This is a genomic window from Photobacterium aquae, from assembly GCF_001029445.1.
Lineage (GTDB): Bacteria > Pseudomonadota > Gammaproteobacteria > Enterobacterales > Vibrionaceae > Photobacterium > Photobacterium aquae.
In genome coordinates this window covers 16,446-38,622 of the sequence record NZ_LDOT01000015.1, presented here as the reverse complement: position 1 = coordinate 38,622, position 22,177 = coordinate 16,446, and the positions used below count along the sequence as shown (strand labels likewise).

Here is a 22,177-nt window from a genome sequence, read left to right as displayed (position 1 = left end):
AACCCCACAAAAATAAAAGGAACGGGGTACGAAAAATGGAAATCAGGCCTGAATCGCGTCTGTATTTTGCCCATACGCTGATGCCTGCATGCCCCTAATACGCACAACAACTCATTGTTCAAGCGAATAAAAAAGACAAAAAAAGAACCCCGCACTTGGCGGGGTTCTTCTCTTGTCTTAGCCAATGATCAGTAAAGACGTATTAGCCTGTCTTATCCTTATTGAGGATCTAGACCTAGTTTCTGTAGAACCAGTTTAAAGTTCTCACGACGCTCTTTCACGTTGTGAACATCACCGGTTGAACACGTCAGGTCTGGACAACCACGGTTAACGATACCAGAAACGTCATCGATGAACTGAGAGCCTTTCAGACCGCTATCAACGTACTTCTTGATTTCGTTGTAGTAGTTCCAATCCGCGTACTGACCACCTTCATCGTTGTAAGCCTGTACTGATGTTACCCAGTAGAACAGACCTGCAATCCACTTAATTTCTTTGTTCTCTTCAGAGCTACAGATCAAGCCTGGGTTTGAACAGAAATCAAGTTCTGCGTACAGCGGGTTCGCTGGTGGCGCTTCAACCGTTACACCGTCAATGGTCTTACCGATGGTTTCTGGGTCAACGTGTGAACGACCTAGGTAGTGGTTCAGCGTACCGAAGTTCTGACGACCTGTAGTCTGGATTACACCACGGCCCCACCAGCCACAACCTTCAACACTTTCCTGGCTGCTGCCGTCCCAAATGAAGCTACCGGCTTTCTGGCCTTCATAAACTTTACAGTCTTCGCGTTCCCAAACCTGCTTAGACGTATCCACGGTTTCATTTGGACCGCCATTACAGTGACCGTTGTTGGTCCAACGACCTACCGCGCCGTTCACTAACAGGCCACGCTCTTCCAGTACTGCATTTGGTGCTGCGAATACAGGAGCCGGTGCGCCGTACCATTTCGCGTGCGTCAGTGCGCTCACTTCCATCTTGTTGTCACGAGGACAAGAGTAAGCGTGATCCAAACCAGACACTGGGTTTACACCGTAGTCTGCGTACTTCTGACCTAGCTGACCACAGCTTGCCGTCATCGGGTAATCCGCTGGCGCGCCGTATTTCACTTCAGACCAGTTGTTCTCGTCACACGCGTTGTAACGGATTGTTTCCTGCATACTTTGTGCTAGGAACGCAGCAATCGCGACTTTTGCGTATTTGATGTTTGTTTCATCATCCACGCCTTCGTTCATCAACCAGAACTTGTTGCCTGCAACACCGATGTTGTGCATTGCATTCAAGCCGTCCAGGAAGTCATTCCACTTGTATACTGTTGACGGAACCCACTGTGACTGTGGAGTTTCGTATAGGAACGCTTCGTTATCCATCGCATTCTCAGCCGCTGCTAGCTGCTGGTTCAGCGCTTCAATGCTAGTCAGAGAGCCTTTCTCTAGCTCTTCACCTACGTAGTAAAGAGGCACTTTCGCGTTCTGGTAACCGTCGATCTTATTCGTTAGTTCAGAAGAGTCTGTATCGAACATAATCGCGAATACGTTGCTGTAAGCCGCTTTACGTAGCTGAGGTTTACCTGCCGCGTCACCCATGAAGTAGCCAGACGTTTGCGCTGTTGGCATGTTTGCCAGCATTGCTGGTGACTTCACGTAGTCAGTTACTTGCTTCACGTACTCTAGGGCGTTGTGCCACTGCTCGCTGTTCAGCGCTTCAGTTGTGCCTGACTTAGTAAACACAACGAAGTCCGCTTTGTTCGCTGCATCGGCTTTGTACAGTTCAAAGCTATCTAGTAAGTCTGCTGTAAATACTGACGCTTCATCCCATACCGACTGACGGCCAGAATGTGTATCGTAAGCAAACTCACCGATGCTTAGAGACCAACCGAACGTCGCTTCTGGTGCTAGCGTAGTGATGATCAGGTTGTGTGCTTGTGCCCAGCCTTTCACATCGTTGCTCAGTGCATTGATAGCATCTAGGTCAATCTTGCTGCCCGTGCTTTCAACGGCGCTTGTTAGCGCTTCTTTCACTGATACAGTGCCCAATGCTGCGCCTTTATCGTTGGTAGCCAGATCAAGCACATCGCTGTTGATAATGATTGATGCTGTACCTGCTTGCTCAGCCTGCTTGATGATAGACACAAACGCACGCGTTAGCTTGTCTACGTTCGCCAGCGCATCGCTGTTGATCGTATCGATAGTCAGTGTCGCAGGAGCCGTTGTAGATGGGCTTGCAACAACAAACGTGTTTGGCCAACCTGCCACTTCCAGACGGATTGGATCCATCGGGTTTTGTAGAGACAGTAGTGGTGCCGTACCTGGTTCAGAGCCATCACAGTTCAGGTGAAGAGCCCATGACGCATCGCTGCCTGGTACAGACTGTGTCCAGTAAATTGCAGAGTAAGCAATATTGTTGTGAACCATAATGTCACCGCCACCTGCATGGTCGCCACGCGTCCAGTCTGGGTAAACATTGAACTCTTCACATAGCGCACCTGGTGGAGTCACTGGTGGCTCAACCGGCGGCTCTACCACGTCTTGCTCAACGGTGATTTTCACACGCGCTGATGACGTTAGGTTCTGCGCATCGGTCGCGATAGCGTTCAGTGTGATGTCGCCAGTCTTGGTTGGCTGCCAGTCACACGCGAACTTATCAGTCGTCGCTGCATCAAACGTACAGATCTGCTGGTTGTCAGCTTTAACAACGACTTTCTTCAGATCGTTATCCACGTCTGTTGCATTAACAGAAATAGACACAGTGTCTTTTTCGTTAACGGTTGTGCCGTTAGCTGGTGTGATGAATTTCACTACTGGTGCGGTGAAGTCTTCTGTCACTTCTTCTTTTACGGTTACAGATACAGATTGCTGCTCAAGTTTCTGGCCGTTCTTGTCCAGTACAATCACGTTGATTGTCGCACTACCCGCTTCCACTGGTGTCCAGTTTTGCGTGTAAGTGGTTTGGTTCTGGTTAACAACTTTTACAGATAGCTTCTGGTTGTTTGCCCAGAATTCCACTTTTGCTGCCAATTCGCCATCAACGCTTGCATTGATCGCAACCACGTCGTTCGCGTTCACTACCTGACCAGCAACTGGAGACAGTACAGACAGCTCAGTTGGCTCTGGATCCGGGTTTGGACCAGGACCTGGGCCCGGTTCGTCTGAACATTCGGTCAGTTCCCAGAACCAAGAGCTTGCGCTTGGCGTTTCCCAAACACCAGGGTTGTTCTTCGCGATGAAACACTGATCGTTGTAAGACACAACATCGCCATTGCTCACCTGCGTTTGACCTGGGATGAATGGAATCACATCGCCTAGATCAGGGTTTGGATTTGGACCAGGCTCTGGTTCTGGCTCTGGCTCTGGCTCAGGATCTGGATTAGGTTCAGGCTCAGGACCTGGGCCTGGTTCACCGGAACACTCTGCCACAGTCCAGAACCATGAACTTGCGTTTGGCGTTTCCCATACACCAGGATTGTTTTGAGCAATAAAACACTCACCGTTGTAAGAAACCATCTCGCCATTCTGAACTTTTGTTTCACCAGGAACAAAAGTAACAACACCAGATGCGTTCGCATCTGCAGCATGCAAATAACCACTAAACATCACACCAGCAAGTGCGATTGTTATTTTATTTAATTTAATCAAGGTTTAGCTCTTCTATTATTTATTTATCTTTTCAGATAAATTAATTCGTTATTAAAGACGCGTGCAATAGTTGGCATTTATGATTCATGCCATCCTTTGCAAAATCATGCTCTGCAGTTCAGCGTGACGGATTCGATAGCAGGAACAATGGTTCAACAACTTTTAATTTCATCGATTGTCTATCAATCCACACAAATTGACTTCACATATCATTGATAAACCATTCGCCACTGTTTTTTTGTTACTGACGGGTATTCCCCTCAGTAATAGCTGTCAAACCATTTCATGTAGCCCACTATCCTAGGCAATGCCAAAGCAACACTGCTCCGTTTTTACTCGCAAATCATCCATATCTGGAATCTAAGCTCTCACAAAGAGATCGCAAACATTGACTCGATGTAAGAAAAACAAGATGTCAACACCTATGACCTCCTGATTTTTCTGTATTTAACTATGAAACATCTAAAATCGTATGAGTCTTATCTCATTTTTGTGGCATTGATTCAGTTTTTTCCCAGCCGAAGCGTGTATGAGGGCTTTTTCACATGAATTTCAGGTTATTTTTCCAGCAAACGCCTGATTTGTATGACATAAAATGCCTGTTTTTCTCAACAATGAACCGTGCTTGCAGTGAAATAAAAACGAAAAAAAGGGGAAAAGATACCCCTTGAACATCAACAAGAGAGGATGTTAGACGAGAAAAACTGAAAGTTAGAAAATCAGTGTAAAATAATAGCCAAATCAGATTGTCCAACCGACTTTTTATTTAAAAAATCACAACAAATCCAAATCAAACAAAAAAATAAACGTCAAACTAGAAGCAACATTAAGATTATAGTGTTTTTTAATTAACTATATTTACAGATGGAAAAATATTATTTTCCGCAAAGTTGCAGTAATGAAAAACATCCCTTGCGGAAAACTCACGCCCCTATTTTTTAGCACTATTCCGCAGTGTTTTTACAGCCTCAATCACGAACGTGGCTATGCCACCAGCAACATGGGAATTAGAATAATCCTCTAGCGGAGCACTGAAGTTCGACTGGAATTTATCAATCGCCTCTTGCGGTGAGTCGGCATAAATCACATCACCTTCGACCTCAAAGCCTATGGCAATAAGCTGCCGTTTTTCGTCAATGAAAGTGTCGCCATCCATATCCAGATACGTAAACTCTCTTCGATTCGAATCTGGTTTGCAGAAAAATTGATATTTGGACATCATGCATTCCCTCTTAATCGTTGAATATTCAAGTATTCATACCTCGTTATCATCTTCAAGGCTCTACCTCACATACAACGGAAAGGGATATACCAAATTCAGTCATATCTGGATGAAAATGTGATTTTTGTGTCTCCATTACCTCATCATGAAGCTTTAACAATAAAAAAGACCCGGCCTGAGCCGGGTCTAACTAGCCAACTTACGTTGTTATTTTACTGTTGCTATACGGCTTGTACGTTCACCAGAAACCGTTCTAACGAGCACATTGCCAGAAACCGCCGGTGGATTAGCACCATCAAATACTTGCCAATTAGCACCATTGTCATCTGAATATTCAATAGCCAAACCTGGGAATGGAGAGTTGGCATTCAAGATACCCTGCTCTATTTTTGCCCCCGGGACAGGTAGATTAAAATCAATACCATCGGCTTCTAACTCATCAAACAGACGCTGCCCCAACAAGTTTGCAAAACGGTTATAATCGGCATCTCGCGTTGCCTGATCAAGCGGTTTGCTTTGGGCATCATTCGCTTCCCATTCTGCTGTATGCCATGCTCGCTCTGCCATCGCAATAATACGAGGGAACACCATACCTTCAAACTGCTCACTGGTACGAACGGTTTCCGCCCACAATGAACTTTGCAGACCCGCTACGTTTTCAGGACGTTCTAACTTCTTCACACCTGCAGAGGCTACCACTTCCTCTTTCGTTATTGGTGCACCAGCACGAGTAAAGTCGGCATTTGCAAATACGTCATCAGGCATATAGCCAAACGTCTTGCGGGTATCTGTATAACGTGGCGCCCAGTAATAACCACGCTCATTAGGATCTGGCTCATATGGGTGGTCAAAGTAGAAATGAGTGGCATGGTTATAAATGACTTTAAAGCCATTGTTAGCAAGGTTATAGGCCCGATCACCAACCCCCCACTCCCAGATATTTTGCCAAGCGTTACCTCGAACCATCGCATTTGCCATTGCTGCACGTGGGTACACCTTACCGTTATGCATCAAACCATCTTCCCAACCGCCGAGATTGAGGCCATGATTTGCCGTAATTGCCGCTACGCGCTCAACGAAGTACTGGCTGAGTTGATCAGGAGAGGTGATCCCTTTGTCGTTGTTGGCGAAGAAAGTTTGGCAAGCAGGCGAATTCTTCCATGCCCCCGCCACTTCATCACCACCGAAATGGAATGTTTTAAGAGGCTGGATCCCTTGGTGCAGAGCTGCGAGTTCACCAGTCACTTTATCAACAAAGCTAAAGGTAGACTCCATGCAAATATTCATGGCGTTATCTTTAAACATTTGAACAGAAAGATAATCAGACTTGTCTTCAAAGTCGGTCAACAAGAATTCTGCCGCAGCTTCAGGCTGATTCTCAGCCATTAAACGATGGTAACGAGCCTCCATTGCCTTAACGGCAGCATGGGCGTGACCCGGCATATCCAACTCAGGAATCACTTCAATATTACGCGCTTTGGCATAGGCCAAAATTTCGCGGTAATCAGCCGCCGTATAATAACCATTAGACTCAGGTGTCCCATCTGGACCGGCTCCCAAGAAAGGCAACAGGCAACGGCGCTCTTCAGGATCATAACAACGATGCGAACCGATCTCTGTTAGCTCAGGTAATGACGCTATCTCAATACGCCAACCTTCATCATCCGCCAAACGTAAGTGAAGCTTATTGAGCTTAAAGCGAGCCATCTGGTCAAGGAGGCGAAGAACCGTTTCCTTGTCGCGGAAGTTACGTGATGAATCAAGAGAAAAACCACGATAGTCAAAACGCGGAGCATCTGTAATCTGCACAGCAGGAACCACGCCATTATCCACTAACTGAAGCAGTGACTGGGCAGCATAGAAAGCGCCTGCCGCATCAGCTGCTGCAATCTTGATATTCCCCTGCGCCGGATCGACATTCAGCTTATAAGCCTCGCTCCATAAAGAGCGACTATTGAGGTTAACCTGCCCCCAGCCCATTTTGATCACTTTCGCCGCCGTCGGTGACCATGGTGCTGCCGTAATACCTAGCTGCTCTGCAAGATAGGCCGCTTCTTGTTCATAACCCGCGTCGTAAACCACCACCCAATCTGAATCCAGCGTAACGCTACCATTACCAACGCTCATCTCAGCAGGAGCAGGAACCACACCCACTACGTTCTCAAGATGAGACAAGTTGGCATTACGCTCAAAGCGCTGCTCTGCGGTAAATGGATCGTAGGCATCACGCAGGCTTGGAGCATCGTAACGCTTCCACTGCTTAGCATTTGTAAAGTCCGACACAAATGCCAATTCATCTTGCGGCTTAACAGGTACCTTTCCGTTTACTCGGTTACTGGTGTTTTGAATCAAGGCTGTGACGGTTGCACCTTCATGGTCAGAGACAAAATACCAGTTAGGCATGATATCGGTTCTGGCAGCCTGCCAGTCCGAACCATCAAACTCAAAATCTAAACTCTGTCCTGCAGGAAGTCCTTTGAAAGCGGCTGTCGGTTCAAGCTTGAAAATGTCGCCGTTGATATGAGTGATCACAAACTGATCACTATATACCGTTGGGATTTTACGGATATGGCTAAACCAAATTGCCCACCCAGATGCAGGCAGAGCCGTCGCGCCTTGGTTATTCAACGAGATTTTCGCTCGGAAAGTGCGCCACTCATCCTGCGTGTTATCAACCACGGTGTACGACAACGCAACGCTGTCGCCATACTGATTAAGAGACTGCTGCGACAATGCAAAAACCGGTGAAGAGCACAATGCGCTTACAGCAAGCGCAATGGCAGATGCTTTCCATTTCATGTGTTTTTCCTTTATTTTGTAAACCGAAATAAAAATAAAGAAAAAGATATTTTGTGCGAGTTTTTTCGCCTACGTACAGGGTGTCAGTTAATAATATTGGAAGGGAATACACCAAAAAAGAGAATGATATTCTTAATAGTTACAGGCTATTTTTTATACTCTCACAGTTTTATTTTGATACTAAAATAAAAGAGTCAATATAGAGTTCAGCTCGTGATACTACTTATTGACTCTATTGACAATATCATTCAGTTGGACATAAATAAGAACCAACTAATGGCACTTTCACCGCTTCCCCTGATAATGTTCCATTCAACTCCAGCGCAAGTGGTCTGTTTGGAATAGAGGTATCAAATTCAGCATACATCGCATTTTCCACTTGATAATGAAAAACAGGATCGCTCTCATCGCCCCAAATCTCTTGATAATAGCTAAATTGCAACCCATTCAACTTACCAAGAGGATCATCATTACGCAGGGCATAACGCGTTTGAATCGTTATCGTGTCAGTTGTTTCGGTGACAGAATACGACAGAACTTCAAGGTGTCCTTCATAGCACTCAAACAACAGTTCAGAAAAATCATATTCGGTATAGCGCTCGCTCAAATTAAGCGGGCGAAAATGAAGATATGGGCGGCAACGTGTGGCACCACGGTAGAGCAAAAGCACATGGTAACCCTCTCTTTCCAAAAGCTCATAGTCGTACTTTGGCAAGATCAAGGTTTGATCGAAATGAATCAAATCCAGCATAGTGTCATACATTACATTATCTCTATTGTTTCAGTAGCCGTCTTACTGGGAGACTAACGGCACTTTATTGATTATTCAGTTGATAAATAAGCGCCATTTTATCAGGTGAAAACGCCACTGGCGATTGCTCACCTTGCAACCAAAGCCGATCGCCGATTTTGAGCTGACGCCACAAAGGCTCTGGCACGTGGCACAGCACTCTTTCTCGCTGCAACTTACCTGCCGAACGCAACCACACCCGCCCTCTACAGCTCCCCTTACCAGACCCATAGTAGGATGAGCCTAAATCAGAGACTTGTTCGATTTGTGTCGCTGGCACTGAAAAGAAATAATGCACGGGAGCAATAGGAAGCAAAGCCAGCATATAAACAAAAAACATCATTAGCAGGCTACCTACGCCAATACAAGGCAGTATGTCCTTGGCCGTCATATTTAATACATGCCGTATACGAAAAGTAATCAACAAAGCGGCAAAAATAGAGAACACCACTATATGTTTATTATATAAGTAGTAATCATATGTTGGGCTGAGCAATAAATTAGATGAATCGAACCAGAACAAGCTCACCATGCTAAAAACAACAAAGAGCAGTAACAATTTTAACCGAATATCGATGGTCTCTGGCAAGTAACGTTTGAAAAGGCGGCTGACACTATAGTTTCCTAACGGCTTCAGAACCCTAGTCAGTTCACTTTTCGAGCAGGTACCTAAATTTGCTATTACTTTTGATTTGCTCCAAATATACTTGCGTTGAGCTTTATGCACTACCTGTAAATTTATACTAAATGTATCCCTCCCCAGTTGGGTAATATGAAAAGCCATAAAATTATCGTTATCATCACCTTTATACAATGTCAGCTCTGAGCAACCCTGACCATCATAAAGCCCCCAATTAAAATCTTCGACAAACTGCATTGACTCTCTGAATGTTAGCCCTTGATGACAGCCGATGGTTTCAGAGTCATCCTCAAGCCATTTCACGGTGATCTTAGAAGGCTTAGATTCTAAACTCATATCAATTGGATGAATGATAACCTTTCTTTTTGAACCTCGATGTAATCGTCGCAAAAAATATCCTTTGTATAAATGACTAGAAATTATTCAACTGTCTCTAGATCCGACATTCTAAGATAGCTTCAGTATAAAGGTTTATTCTGTTAAAAAATAATGTACTATTCGCAAACTCAGTTTTTACTCCAACACATTACTTCAGCCTTGTTCGACATAGCTATACAGCAATATGTCTCATACCATGAAGCAGAACCTAACCAGAGAAACTCATAGATGCATAAAGCGACAATAATACGAAATATATTAATAGCACTGATAATATCAGGCTTGTTTGGCTGTTCTAGTACACACAGTGACAATATAAAAGGCAAACGGCTATTGATCATTGCAGGTGATGGACTGAACTCTACATATGACAACAATCCTGCCGCGAATGGATTTATGCACGAGGCAGGAAAAACATTTGCTACCCAGCTTGGTAAGCAATTAGAAAAAATAGGCTTTGATTCGTATCTATTTGTCAGCACTAATGAATCAACATTTAACGAGCAATATCAGAATGTTATAAACAACCTGCTCGCTAATGATGGTAAAATTGATGGTATAGCTCAAATTGCTGTTATTCATACTAAAAATGACCAACGCAATGACATTGCTATTCATGCCACCTACTTTACGACTGAATCCATGATGGAAAACTGCAACTTTCGGATGTCGAGTACCTGTCATGATGTATCAAGGATAAGCGACGCTAATAAGAAAACATATTCCGTCATTGATGGTAAAACGCAACGCTTTAACGAAACACCCATTGGGGACATGGTGACGGATATGGCCTTACTCATCTACCATGCCGAACGCTGAAGCTCATCTTTAGCTAAGCCTCGACAAGGCATTATCTATTAGACAACACCGCGCATAACCTCTGTCTCTTTGCAGCCTTCAACCAAAGGCTGCTATATCCATTAAATGGACTTATCAAATACCTTATTTAAGGCCGATTTATTCTTTCCCAAATATGATCGATATTCATACGATGCATCAATAATAGTCGCCACTTTGCCAATACAAGCAATGTAGGTAAGCTGGTTATCTTCAACTAAAAAAGCCATCTCATGGTGGCCATTAGAATCCCGGTCAAACCATACTTCATTCCCATCAATTATAAATTCATAACCTTTCTTTTCAGGAACAGGATCCGTATAAACACCGCCTGAATATTTACCAGAAAACACACCTAATTGGTATTGCATAAATCCCCTATGAGCATTAACAGCATCTTCAACTGTCAACTCACAATGTTCCGAGTTAGATTCATAAGCCGAAACACTTCCTGTGAAAATAAATATCACCAATAAATTCAACCACTTTTTTACTCTCACCACTATCCTCCAAGATATCAGCACTTGATAAATAACTATTTAACGGTTCTATTTTACCAATGTCGAAACAAAAGGAATATTTTGATATTTATTATTCCAAGATAAGCCATAGCCGATTAACATATCATCATTTTCCATTTCGTAGGCATAATACTGCATCACTGGTATTTCAACTCGACTAGGTTTGACAAATAATGTCGCAATAGAAACGGATTTGGCATCAAACTCAGACACTACAAAAAGTGCAACTCGCTTCATTGTGCCACCCGTCTCAATTGCATCATCGACAAGGATGACATGCTTACCCTTAATGTTAATATCTTGATGATAGATAATAGGTGAATTATTCTCGCTTACCCCCGGTGTATGATGACAAGCAATATAATCCATATTGACATCAAATTTCAATTCACGAACAAGATCTGCCGTAAACAGGATTCCACCAGGAACAACTGATATAATAACAACTTCATCATCAAAAAATGTCTTATTCAGTTTCTCGGCAACGATCTCTACACCACGTTTAATCTGCTCTTGACTGAGCACAACCTTTCCAAAATGATTAACTTTTTCCATTAATTACTCCAAATTATCTCCATAAAAACAAATAATATACGCCAGTTACTCTTCACAGAGAGCAATCTATTGTTTTCTTACTCATCGAGTTTTCAATTAATATTTTGTTTTGATTATGCCTTTAAACTAACATCGATAGACCAAAAGAAAACACAAGCTATTTTCTTTGCGGCCCCCACGCACAGCATTCTTTCATCATTATTAAAGTGGCGTTCAATAACTCTAGGTTTACAAAATACTCGCAATTTTTCCAGAGATACGGCTTATTTATGGATTCATACCGATTTTTCTTTGTCATTTTGTGAGGTAGAGTCACATTCGATTGACGCCCACACAGAAATCATCTATCCGAAACAAATATCACACATACCATAACCCCTCCTTGATCGGTGGGTTGAATAGATAATCAGCGTATCTTTTTGATTTAGCTACTATTCAATCTCTTAATGATAAATTACTCTTTTTCGGTCTGGTATTGTAATCCATAAAACCTATAATGCTCGCTTGAACTTCTTTAGGAGCTTATCTTGTGAGCAAAAAGCCAGACAGAATCACGGCCATGCAGCAAATTATTGATGCGGTTAAACAAGACTTCCCGCTATATCAATCTGATACTTTTGTATGTGGCCCAGACAACAGTTGCATCGGTTGCCCCAAGAAGCTAATGGAAATGGTAGATTCCGAATTGACCTACTGGGAGCACCAAATCAATCGCGGATTGCCGCCAACTTTCGATGAATTGGCGAGGTTCGGAAAAATGTGCAAAAACATCCGTAGAGCGCTTGTTCGCAACAACCGAATTGCATCTTAACTCTTAGAAAATCTATCTCCTCCTCATAACGAGTAAAACTCACATCCCTGTTCTGCTCGTTATGGGGGGATGCAAGATACATCCCTCCCATTAAATACCATGACCCACTATGAAGACAAATCCATCATAATTCTCCCTTTTTCACCAACGACTATATATTCATGCGCCTCATGAACTAGCGGGAATTGATAAGTGTAAATTTGTTTTTGTAACACATCAACGGGGACAGGAAAGGAACGAGTTGCATTATTTGCCAATAGCGTTTTCTCGCTATTTAAGAAAACCACCAGCGTAATCAATGCGTTATAATCACGACCAAAATCGGCGATGATCTTTCTGAAATCTTCTCGCACATTGGTTGCATCCCAAACTACATTTTGTTTATTTCGCAAACATACCTTCAGTCGTTCTTTGGCTAAGCTCATTACCTGCCCTGCAGATTTCTGATTGCTGCGATTACCATTCACCTCTGCTCGAATCTCATCAAGGGAGATAACCACATAATCAGACAAGTGCCGCGAAACATACGTTGATTTACCACTCCCACTCGGCCCGCATAAAAGCACTAAATGGGCATAGTTGTCTTTATGGCTAAAGCTACGAGCAATGGCTTCTTCCTCTTGCACAATCGTATCATTTTGCATTTGCGCTATAGCTTGAACTTGAATATAGCGACGTGCCTTCTCGGATTCTGTATCTAACAACGCTTCAAGCGACTTAGGAAAATACATTTCACCCCACACGCCATATTCCTGTGCAAACATCTGAAACTCATCGAGATATTGCAGTTGCAGGCTCTTATCCGGGCAAATTCGCCCTTTCATGTCAGCAACTTCAAGCCAAAAAAGCAACTCGGTATCTACCCGCCGGGACAAAGAAAGGTACTCTCCCCTCGATGCATTTTTAATAACCAGTCGTTTGGGCATATGATGCTCACCAACCAAACCGAGTACCGTCCACACAACCGAGAATGGCAAGGGTAAATCCATGAACTTAAACGCTAGATAGGAGCGCCCCGCTTCTTCATGTCTTGGACTGACTATCCGCATAGTTCCATTAATTTCGGTTTCTTTTGTCTGCCCCGGCTTGGCAATGTCATGCAGCAAAGCCGCAAGGATCAATGCCTGACGACGCTCACCCCGAATATGTGATGCGTCACCCCGCAATACCGTATATAGCGCATCTAGCACCATACCGGTATGTATATAAACATTGCCTTCAGCATGCCATTGCGGATCTTGTGGCGTATCTTGCAATTCATTAAGCATCTCAAAAAACGCCCCAAGCATAGTCACACATTCATCAATACACGGTTCGCCATCGCGCGCTAGATCAGCTAACCATTTATTCATTTCGATGCCCCCTCTATATCGCATAATCCATTCGGCACAATGACTTTATGCATCCAGTGCGTTTCTGTCTGAACATGGTTCTTTCGTACCCACTTCGCGACTGACATGCGAAAATCATCGAAATAGAAACTGTCTTCGAGACGAACGACGTAGCCTTCTACATGCTTGGTATCAAGCTGAAACTGCCGGATTACCTCTTCATCCCAAATACCACGATAGATGACAGGAGGTGAAGTAATACCGAGTAGATCAAACCAGGTCAAAGTATCGGCCCAACTCAGGCATTGGTTGTTGTCATCCCAAATAGAAAAACCATAAAAATAGCTTTTTAATGCCGAATAACAGATTGAGTGCCGTGCATACATATTTTCACCACAAACCCGCCAACCAATGGGTATGTCATAACCTATCATTGCATGAAAGCATTTCAGCCAATCACGCGAAGGGTGATTAATGCTGTCTAATGATCGCGCATGTACGAAATCACGATAAAGGGTGGAATTTTCACCATCCATTTTTTCAGTAACTACAACTCGCCGCCCAACAAACATGTTGGTATCAATGCAGCGAATATCATCACTGGTTGCCCCAGGGGACCAAGGCAAATGTGGTGTGCGAGGATACTTATATCTAATCATTATATTATGAACCTAAACAAATTTAATACAGCATAAAACCTCCCAAAAACATGGGTGATTATGCATGAACAATGTGCTTACGATTCAGGTATTACATAATGATAAGCAGAAGCTTTAACTCTCTGTCCTTAGATAAAGTTAGATAAAAAAATAATGATACACCATTGATAATAGCATTGTCTATTATGAACAACCATCAGTGACCGGAAAAGAAATGACACGACGACCTCTAGAAACAAGGTGCTCAACGCCACCATTCAAATAATAACGATCATCTAGAACATAATAAATATACATATTGAAGTCATTTTTTGTCGCTGAGTATGACATCATAAAGACCGTATTATTATAGACATAGTCATATTTATATGCGTTGTTTCTTTTAACCCATCCATCAGGAGAGATCGGACATTGTCCTTCACTGACACATTGCAATTGTATCTTTTCTGCTTCACTCCAAAGATACTCTATGGCTGATTGATTTAAATCATTAAGATGATTTCCCCCGATAGCAGATATGATTAAGACATATAATGATGGTATCAAAGAAGAAAAATAAAATGGCTTACCTTTGATTCTGTAATAGATCCCTTTGATGACATTTGAAACTAAAAACACTATAGAAAAAAGTAAGAACCAACCAATTACGCTTAATGACATCATATAAGAAGCACCGGTTGATGGCTCGTAAGAAATATATAATATCATAATTGTACATAATGATAACTTTATTAGAGTATTCATATTATTAATTAACACCATCCCCCCTACTCCTTCACTGTTAACCAAGCTCAAATTGCGACCTTTTCTTTTCCATCATAAGCAATTGCACACCATTATGTCTGGTATTTTGGAAAATTTTGTAACCTAATTTTTTATAAATATGTAACCCACGCAAATTGGATTCAAACACATCCAACCAAACTCTGGAACAATCTAAATACTGAAAGCAATATTGCTCCATCGCTTTTATTGCTAGCTGCCCTAATCCATATCCCGTTGCAGAAATGACAATCCGCCTAAACTCCACGACTTGATCATTTTCCTGATGCAATATCATAAACCCTGATAGCTTATCATCATAAAATATAGATAAATAAATAACTTCATCACTTTCAATTAGTTCTCTGTGTTTCTTCAGTGAATACGGTATAACAAAGCCTATTGCCTCTTCAGTCCTCTCCATTGCAAAGAATAAACTTGCTTCTTCTACTTTTGATTTTCTAAGTTCAATCACTTAACATCACTCTCTATAGTAACAGGTTTGAATTTTACAACTATTTTTAACTCTATCCAGTGATACCTTTTTTTATTTGAATTTTGCGACGTAAATGCTCTTAGACTTGAAACCACATAAAAAATTAAAGCAATTATGATAATTGATAGATTCAATTACCACGTTAAATGACAAACGACAAGTACTATCCTCTACTTACATTATATTTCAAATCAACCACATAATTAAAATTATCATCAATTGAACAACACACAGTATCAGCAAAAAATGACTTGTTTTAGCGTAACTTCCACGAGTTAGGGATCCGGTTACCAATGCAGGAGCAACAACCCAAAGAGACATAACAGCAAACATCGCTATACCAAATAATGCTTCTGAGCGATTTTGATTATCCACCTCTGTCAAATAGTATCCGAGCATATATCCTTGCAGTAATAAATCGACTACTAGCGCAATAATCGCAAATATGTTGAATATATTTAAGTATTTCATTGCATACCCTTAAAATATCACGAAGACAATCAAACAACAGGCAATTGGAATGACAAAACTACGCCTCCAGTTGATGTCATTTCAATGTCGCGAACCATTTCTACCAAATAGCCCTGTTGATCAATCTTTAGTACCTGCTGCTTTGCAATAGCAAACAATGCATCCAGTGCGGCGCTGTAAGCAATATCTGATTTTAGATACACTTCGGCGCACAGGTAATTTCCTTCAGGGATGGTGAAATCGTAAAGCGCCTTACCAACCTGCCAGTCGCCAATGCATGTTTCAATCGCCTGCCACTGCCTATCTAAATGATGAATTGGAGTCGCACCTAGCAGACGCGTGGATTTTTTACCGTAAAGGTTAAACACCGCATCCCAATCTGGATCATCAAGATGGATTTTTTTCACCCCTCTTTGGGGATACCAAATCAATTCAGTTGGCATTTCCCCTGCCAGTTTATCTTCGATTGTTTGCTGTACGCCGGGATGGGCGAGTTTAGTGATAAAATCCCCAGTTTCACGAGGGGTAGATGCATGCCCCATTTTTCGAATTTGCTTCGCTGTTAACCCTAACTCTCGCTTTAACGCCTTTCCCAAAGCTTGAGATGACGAAAAGCCACAGTATTGAGCTATGTCTATTACATGCCACTCACCATCACTGAGCAGCAAGTTCACTGCCACTTGCAAACGTAAGCGATTAAGATAATGCCCAGGGGTTTCGTTAAACAATTCACTAAACTGGCGATGAAAATGATAAGGCGAAATTGCACTGTCGTTCGCGATTTGCTCCCATGATTTATGCTCTGCGAGATCTTCATGCATGACTTGCAGCGCATTAACAAAACGTTTTCGTAAATGTTCCGGCAATGGATCCAGCAGAGCCAGTTCCGGAACTAACTTAAATGCAGTTTTCTCGACGTCAGACATAACATACATCTCAAGGGACAATAAAATCACTATCCCCTGCCAGCTGAATAAAATCAATATCCCCAATCTATTACCCTGCCTATTTACTCCTCGTGATTTAACAGGCAGGATTCAGAGCGAGTATATCGTCAACTAACTTTGGCGCTTTCCGACTTGTCATACCAAGTAATACCGGAATTAACAGCAGTGTTACCGTGGTGGCAAACAACTCCCCAAACACCAGTGATACTGCAGCAGGCTTTAAATACTGTGCCTGCTCGGCTGTTTCGCTCAGCAAGGGTAACAGGCCACATACCGTAGTGATGGTCGTCAGGAATATTGCCCGCAGGCGACTTGTTCCCGCCGTCACTAATGCCTGTTTCAACGGCATACCACTGCGGTACTCCGTATTAAAACGCGTTATCAGTACTAGGGAGTCATTGATGACAATGCCTGTCATCGCCATCATGCCAAACATGGACAACAAGCTTATCGGTAACCCCATCAAATAGTGACCAAAAATTGCGCCAGCAAAACCAAACGGGATCACTGCCATAATAATAAACGGTTGCCAATACGACTTAAGCGGAACCGCTAGCAAGATGTAAATCAGCAACATGGTCAAAATCATTGCCGAACCAAAACCATCAGACACCTCGCCAATTTCTTCAAATTCGCCGCCTGCTTTAATCTGTACGCCCGGATACTCAAGATGCAAACGCTCAATTTCTGGCTCAAGTTGCGCCATTATTTGCTCTGGAGCCTGAATATCACGGTTTTGCTTCCAGTAAAGATTCACAACTTGTGCGCGGTCGCGCCTATGAAGCACCTGAGGCTCCTGCTCGTGTCTAAATTCTGCAATATCTCCTAACAGCACACTTTTTCCATCAGCCAATAGCACTATGGTTTGCTCAAGTTGTGCGAGAGTTTTTCGCTCAGACCTTGGGTATTGCAACAGTACTTTTGTTTCTTGTCCCTGCTCAAGCAGACGGTAGACTTCACGTTCACCAAACGCCTCGCCCGCAAGCTGCGCCAAGCGCACTTGCGTCAGCCCCAATTGCTGACCATATTCATTGAGCACTAACCGTACCTGTGGTTGCCCGTTTTTACCGTTATCGTAAACGTCTGCCACCCCAGGCAAAGCAGCCAGCTTTTGTGCCAATTGACTGCTGACACGCTTAGCCAGTGCGCGATCACTGGACGAAACAGATATATAGGTTTCACCAGCTGGCGCTTCGGCAGCGCTAAACTGCACGGAATAAGCGCCTTCAATCACACCGGTTTCTTTTCGCCAGTTATCTGTTAGCAAATTACCCGGCAGAATACCCAAGGCTTCACTGGTTAATTCAGCGGTGACTTCCACTTCCCCATAACCGTCAGACCACGCAAGCAAGTTAACCACAGGAGACTGCGTTAATGGATAGTCTTGCATCAAAGTTTCTTCAACCTTTTCCATGGCGTGTTCAATTTGAGCCAGCGCTTTGCTTTTCAAAGGCAGTGGCGCACCGTCTTCTAACTCAACTTTGGCGGAAATATAGCGCCCCGGTATTTCAGGGAAAATTGCACTGCGAATGGTTCCCGTCGCCCACATCCCATAAGCCAGAACAATCATGGCGACAAAACCCAGTAACGAGGCCAGTTTATAATCCAGTACTTTTTCCAATGTCGGTTTATAAACACGGATATTAAGCCACTCTAGCCCCCCTTGAGCAGCTGATTGAACACGCGCAAATAGGCCGTTGCTCGGTTTATTTACCGCCAACTGAGCAAGATGCGAAGGCAAAATGAATTTACTCTCGATTAATGAGAAAACCAGTGCAAAAATGACTACGGCAGAAAAGCCCGCTAATATTTTGGCAAAATCGTTATTTATCCATAACATGGGAGAAAAGGCGGCAATCGTAGTCAACACACCAAATACCGTCGCGACCGAAACAGAATGCACACCGAGCCATGCCGCTGTCCGTCCATCACTTTGTTTATCACGCTGCTCATAAATCGCTTCACCGACCACCACGGCATCATCAACCAAAATGCCCAGTACCAGAATAAAACCAAACAGTGTGATGTCATTGATGCTGTAATTGGTCAGTTGCATTGCACCCAATGTGCCAGCAATGGCCACAGGAATACCGACTGAAACCCAGAACGCCAGTTTCACATCAAGAAAAATGCCTAGCAACACCACCACAATTAAGAGCCCCTGCCACGCATTGTCTCCCAGTCTAAATAATTGTTCTTCAATGTAAGGAGCCATATCTGCCATGGTATTTAACTCGATGTCTGCTGGCAGTATTCTTCTCTGCTCTGCAAGCGTTTCTTCAATGGCGTCGCTTACCTTGAGTAAGTTATCTGTTTGACTGGTACTGATCAGCAAAGCAATTGCATTGATGCCATTATTACGAACAATTGACCCGCTACGCTCATACCCTCGGCTCAATGTCGCAATGTCGCCCAGATACACAGTTCCCGACGGACGAGAAACAATCGCTAGTCGACTTAGTTTCTGCAGGTCATCGGCGTAGCCATCTCCACGAATAACCATTCGACCTTTGTCACTGATCAGCTCCCCAGTACGTGATTCTAACGACATCTCGCCAATCATGTTTGCGACATCTTCTAGACTTAAGCCCAGCTCTTTCAACTCTGCTGGGTTAGGCTCAATAATCAACTGGGGTTTACGGCTACCCCAGTTGGAGACGTTCGAAATTCTAGGGTTGTTTCTGAGTGCTTGCTCAACGTGACGCGCAACGGGTTGCAATTCTTCATCACTACGATGCCCTGATACCACCACAAACGCGGCAAGATTGGTAAATTCATTTCTGACCACTTTTGGCTTTTCCGCTTGAGCAGGAAAACCGTTAATTGCATTGACACGGTTACGGACATCATCCAACAACTTATTGAGATCTGTGCTGCTGGTTTTACGAACCACAACTCTCGACATACCGGCACTTGACTGACTGGTTACCTGCTTGATACCAGCAATACCACTGATTGACTCTTCTATTCGTTGCGTGACGCTTTCATCAATTTGCTTGGCTGTGCCGCCCGGATACTCGACAGTGATCACCACTGACGAAGGGGCTATTTGCGGAAACGATTCCACCCGCAACTGACTAAAGGCCATTACCCCACTGGCAATGATGGCTAACATCAATAAGTTGGCACCAACCGAATTGTTGATAAACCATTTCGTCAACCAGCTCATTGGTTCACCTCCTGTTTGGCTACCAATACATCAACAGACTGAGGAGAAACTTGCTTACCAGGCAACATAGAGAGCAACGGATATATTACAACCTGACGAGGTTGCTTACTGTTTTGCTCAAAGCGCGCATAAACCTGATCTTGGGTTTGCCCCACTAACGCAACCCACTCTTTTTGTAGCCGACTTTGTTCATCGAGTGTCCAGACATAGCCATCACGAGTGATTGCGCTCATTGGTAATGTCACTATCTCTGGCTGCTGCCCCAAACTGACGATCACCTTTACCTGCTGGTTAGGCAGTAAGCGGGGTTCTCTTTGGTAAGGCTCAGGAACAGATAACACTACTTGTCGCTGACGCGTGACTGGATCTGCCTGTGGTGCCACATAGCGCACTTGTGCTGGCCACTCGCTGCCATCACGATTTACGACATTAATCTCAGGGTAAATAAGTGCCGACTGAACCTGAGACCAATTCAACTCAGAAACAGGCAATTCAACGTCTAAAGAGTCACTGGCGGCCAGTTCAAATGCCACCTGCCCTGCTTCCAACCACTCACCGGGGCTGATATGACGACGCATAATCACCGCGTCAAATGGTGCAACAATTCGTGCTTCCGCTAATAATTTTGCCGCACTGGCGTAAGCCTGCTTCGCATGAGTTAATTCTGCTTTTGCTGCCGTGACTTGTGGCTCTCTACGAGCAAACGATGAACTCTTTTTCGCCGATAACATTTTCAGCGCAACCGTTTGTTCATGCCGGACTTGTTGCAGGTTTAGTTCGGCCTGTTTGACACTACTATTTGCCAACGCCAGTTCAGATTCCAGCGCACTGGTATCAAGTTTTGCCAACAGCGTACCTTTTTTCACCAACACGCCGGGCTCAACATCCAGGTTAAGCCAAGAGAGTTGTGCGCTGCTTGATGCTTTCAGTTGAATCGGCCAACGTGCAGTAGTAATAGCCAGTAGTGTCAGCCGAGAATCATGACTGGCGGGGGTAACCTCTAACACAGATACTGGCGCGGTGTGCTTAGACCGCTCTTGTAAAGGCACTGGCTGAGGTGCAAGCACGTCAACAGCCACTAATGCCGCGAAAATTGCCCCACAACCGGCTAATATTGCGATGATTTTTTTAATTTTCATACGAATTCTCCTCGGCAACTTGATGAGCGGGGCTTTGATTTAAACGTTGGCTAATTTCTGTCAGTCGCGACAACGTTTGCAAGGTAATAGGCAGCATCACAGCTGTTTCAACAAACTCCAGCGAATAGGTAACAATTGAAAATACCTTACCGACAGTAGGATCATGCAGGCTGCCTACCATCCATAAATTGGTTAGAACTGCGGCAAATAAAATGATGAAGATCAGCCCAAATACCAACGCTTCGGTGTCTGATAATTTAATTTCACAGCGTTTGAGTTGCTCAAAGTGGGTACGAATTGCGGCAAAAGCGTGACCACTAAGCACACGTACCTGCTCTTCGAGTTGGTCGTTGAGTGCGCCATTCAGACGGGTAAATGATTGGTGAAAAAATGCATAAATCAGCAGCATGCCAAAGCCCGCAGCTAATACACACAATGCCAGTTTGATATGAAATGTCGCCAAAATGATCACGGTCGCCACCAACTGAACAGTTGCGGTGATCAACGATGGTAAGTCTTCCTCAAGAAAGTCCACCAGCTCGCGTGACATACTCAAGCGAGCATCTTTAACCGACACCGATGCATCTCGTAAATTACGCTCAACCACATTGGCTAATGTGACTCTGATATCGCCATATACACGGGTGTCATAGAATCGGCGTCCAACTCCGATCACCACCAGCATCAATAAGATCACGGCAAATACCAGCAGCGGTTGCATGTTCTGCTTGAGTACGCCATCAATGGCAAAGCCAATAAACAGCGGTATCAGAATCATGAATACATTTTCAACCAGCACCATAAGCCAGGTAAATATAACTCTAACGGGATTTAACCGTATTACAGAACGAAGTGTGATGGGTTGATTGATGAGCATTATTGACCCCATATTTGAATATGGAGTCAGTATCGCTAATTGTTGGCAGGAAAAAGTGTCCCTATTTGCTGTTTTGAGCTGTGCGTTAAGTGCTCAAGCCAGTGGCTTTATCATGAACAACTGACACATACGTAATGCGTC

At 43.7% G+C, this 22,177-nt stretch carries 18 protein-coding genes; 2 read left to right on the top strand and 16 right to left on the bottom strand.

Features of this window, described 5'->3' with window-relative positions:
* Nucleotides 1–218: 218 nt before the first annotated feature.
* The 5 genes from ABT56_RS12445 to ABT56_RS12425 all read right to left on the bottom strand — a co-directional run bounded on the left by ABT56_RS12445 (nt 219) and on the right by ABT56_RS12425 (nt 9,473).
* Nucleotides 219–3,632, bottom strand: coding sequence for an Ig-like domain-containing protein (locus ABT56_RS12445; protein WP_047879205.1), 3,414 nt, complete (start codon nt 3,630–3,632; stop codon nt 219–221).
* A 931-nt stretch (nt 3,633–4,563) separates the two neighbouring features.
* Nucleotides 4,564–4,851 carry a hypothetical protein gene (locus ABT56_RS12440; protein ID WP_047879261.1) on the bottom strand — a complete coding sequence of 96 codons (288 nt, stop codon included), beginning with the start codon at nt 4,849–4,851 and terminating at the stop codon, nt 4,564–4,566.
* A gap of 210 nt (nt 4,852–5,061) precedes the next feature.
* A complete protein-coding gene (locus tag ABT56_RS12435) occupies nt 5,062–7,653 on the bottom strand; it encodes a family 20 glycosylhydrolase (RefSeq protein ID WP_047879204.1) in 2,592 nt (863 codons plus the stop codon).
* 244 nt (nt 7,654–7,897) lie between these two features.
* Nucleotides 7,898–8,416, bottom strand: a complete 519-nt coding sequence (locus ABT56_RS12430; RefSeq protein ID WP_047879203.1) for a hypothetical protein — start codon at nt 8,414–8,416, stop codon at nt 7,898–7,900.
* 52 nt (nt 8,417–8,468) lie between these two features.
* Nucleotides 8,469–9,473 (bottom strand): hypothetical protein, encoded by a 1,005-nt coding sequence (locus tag ABT56_RS12425; RefSeq protein WP_157037843.1) that lies wholly within the window; start codon nt 9,471–9,473, stop codon nt 8,469–8,471.
* A gap of 216 nt (nt 9,474–9,689) precedes the next feature.
* Here ABT56_RS12425 and ABT56_RS12420 point away from each other — a divergent pair, with 216 nt between their 5' ends.
* Nucleotides 9,690–10,280 (top strand): hypothetical protein, encoded by a 591-nt coding sequence (locus tag ABT56_RS12420; RefSeq protein ID WP_047879201.1) that lies wholly within the window; start codon nt 9,690–9,692, stop codon nt 10,278–10,280.
* Nucleotides 10,281–10,381: 101 nt separating this feature from the next.
* Here ABT56_RS12420 and ABT56_RS12415 read toward each other — a convergent pair whose 3' ends face one another.
* Together ABT56_RS12415 and ABT56_RS12410 are read right to left on the bottom strand one after the other, a co-directional pair.
* Nucleotides 10,382–10,798, bottom strand: a complete 417-nt coding sequence (locus ABT56_RS12415; protein ID WP_047879200.1) for a hypothetical protein — start codon at nt 10,796–10,798, stop codon at nt 10,382–10,384.
* Between the two features lie 48 nt (nt 10,799–10,846).
* Nucleotides 10,847–11,374: a phosphoribosyltransferase gene (locus ABT56_RS12410; protein ID WP_047879199.1), complete on the bottom strand. Its 528-nt coding sequence runs from the start codon at nt 11,372–11,374 to the stop codon at nt 10,847–10,849.
* A gap of 529 nt (nt 11,375–11,903) precedes the next feature.
* On the opposite strand from ABT56_RS12410, the gene ABT56_RS12405 reads away from it, so the two are divergent.
* A complete protein-coding gene (locus ABT56_RS12405) occupies nt 11,904–12,185 on the top strand; it encodes a hypothetical protein (protein ID WP_047879198.1) in 282 nt (93 codons plus the stop codon).
* Nucleotides 12,186–12,292: 107 nt separating this feature from the next.
* Here ABT56_RS12405 and ABT56_RS12400 read toward each other — a convergent pair whose 3' ends face one another.
* The 9 genes from ABT56_RS12400 to ABT56_RS12360 all read right to left on the bottom strand — a co-directional run bounded on the left by ABT56_RS12400 (nt 12,293) and on the right by ABT56_RS12360 (nt 22,036).
* Complete coding sequence (locus ABT56_RS12400; RefSeq protein ID WP_047879197.1) at nt 12,293–13,537, bottom strand: AAA family ATPase; 1,245 nt, start codon at nt 13,535–13,537, stop codon at nt 12,293–12,295.
* The gene (locus ABT56_RS12395) at nt 13,534–14,175 is read right to left on the bottom strand and encodes an RNA ligase family protein (protein ID WP_047879196.1); all 642 of its coding nucleotides are present in this window, start codon (nt 14,173–14,175) and stop codon (nt 13,534–13,536) included. Before ABT56_RS12395 ends, ABT56_RS12400 begins: the two co-directional genes overlap by 4 nt.
* Before the next feature lie 183 nt (nt 14,176–14,358).
* A complete protein-coding gene (locus tag ABT56_RS12390) occupies nt 14,359–14,937 on the bottom strand; it encodes a hypothetical protein (protein WP_047879195.1) in 579 nt (192 codons plus the stop codon).
* 19 nt (nt 14,938–14,956) lie between these two features.
* Nucleotides 14,957–15,412, bottom strand: a complete 456-nt coding sequence (locus tag ABT56_RS12385) for a GNAT family N-acetyltransferase (protein ID WP_053062475.1) — start codon at nt 15,410–15,412, stop codon at nt 14,957–14,959.
* Nucleotides 15,413–15,619: 207 nt separating this feature from the next.
* Nucleotides 15,620–15,904: a hypothetical protein gene (locus tag ABT56_RS12380; protein WP_047879194.1), complete on the bottom strand. Its 285-nt coding sequence runs from the start codon at nt 15,902–15,904 to the stop codon at nt 15,620–15,622.
* A gap of 29 nt (nt 15,905–15,933) precedes the next feature.
* The gene (locus tag ABT56_RS12375) at nt 15,934–16,830 is read right to left on the bottom strand and encodes a helix-turn-helix domain-containing protein (RefSeq protein WP_047879259.1); all 897 of its coding nucleotides are present in this window, start codon (nt 16,828–16,830) and stop codon (nt 15,934–15,936) included.
* 97 nt (nt 16,831–16,927) lie between these two features.
* Entirely contained in the window at nt 16,928–20,020 is a 3,093-nt protein-coding gene (locus tag ABT56_RS12370) for an efflux RND transporter permease subunit (RefSeq protein ID WP_047879193.1), read from the bottom strand.
* Complete coding sequence (locus tag ABT56_RS12365; RefSeq protein WP_047879192.1) at nt 20,017–21,159, bottom strand: efflux RND transporter periplasmic adaptor subunit; 1,143 nt, start codon at nt 21,157–21,159, stop codon at nt 20,017–20,019. Before ABT56_RS12365 ends, ABT56_RS12370 begins: the two co-directional genes overlap by 4 nt.
* Nucleotides 21,149–22,036, bottom strand: coding sequence for an ABC transporter six-transmembrane domain-containing protein (locus ABT56_RS12360; RefSeq protein WP_047879191.1), 888 nt, complete (start codon nt 22,034–22,036; stop codon nt 21,149–21,151). Before ABT56_RS12360 ends, ABT56_RS12365 begins: the two co-directional genes overlap by 11 nt.
* Between the last annotated feature and the right edge of the window lie 141 nt (nt 22,037–22,177).

Coding starts and splice junctions, on each gene's coding strand:
- ABT56_RS12375 (WP_047879259.1), bottom strand. CDS start 16,830: ATGTCTGACGTCGAGAAAACTGCATTTAAGTTAGTTCCGGAACTGGCT.
- ABT56_RS12360 (WP_047879191.1), bottom strand. CDS start 22,036: ATGCTCATCAATCAACCCATCACACTTCGTTCTGTAATACGGTTAAAT.
- ABT56_RS12430 (WP_047879203.1), bottom strand. CDS start 8,416: ATGTATGACACTATGCTGGATTTGATTCATTTCGATCAAACCTTGATC.
- ABT56_RS12370 (WP_047879193.1), bottom strand. CDS start 20,020: ATGAGCTGGTTGACGAAATGGTTTATCAACAATTCGGTTGGTGCCAAC.
- ABT56_RS12365 (WP_047879192.1), bottom strand. CDS start 21,159: ATGAAAATTAAAAAAATCATCGCAATATTAGCCGGTTGTGGGGCAATT.
- ABT56_RS12390 (WP_047879195.1), bottom strand. CDS start 14,937: ATGGTGTTAATTAATAATATGAATACTCTAATAAAGTTATCATTATGT.
- ABT56_RS12410 (WP_047879199.1), bottom strand. CDS start 11,374: ATGGAAAAAGTTAATCATTTTGGAAAGGTTGTGCTCAGTCAAGAGCAG.
- ABT56_RS12380 (WP_047879194.1), bottom strand. CDS start 15,904: ATGAAATACTTAAATATATTCAACATATTTGCGATTATTGCGCTAGTA.
- ABT56_RS12440 (WP_047879261.1), bottom strand. CDS start 4,851: ATGTCCAAATATCAATTTTTCTGCAAACCAGATTCGAATCGAAGAGAG.
- ABT56_RS12395 (WP_047879196.1), bottom strand. CDS start 14,175: ATGATTAGATATAAGTATCCTCGCACACCACATTTGCCTTGGTCCCCT.
- ABT56_RS12420 (WP_047879201.1), top strand. CDS start 9,690: ATGCATAAAGCGACAATAATACGAAATATATTAATAGCACTGATAATA.
- ABT56_RS12435 (WP_047879204.1), bottom strand. CDS start 7,653: ATGAAATGGAAAGCATCTGCCATTGCGCTTGCTGTAAGCGCATTGTGC.
- ABT56_RS12400 (WP_047879197.1), bottom strand. CDS start 13,537: ATGAATAAATGGTTAGCTGATCTAGCGCGCGATGGCGAACCGTGTATT.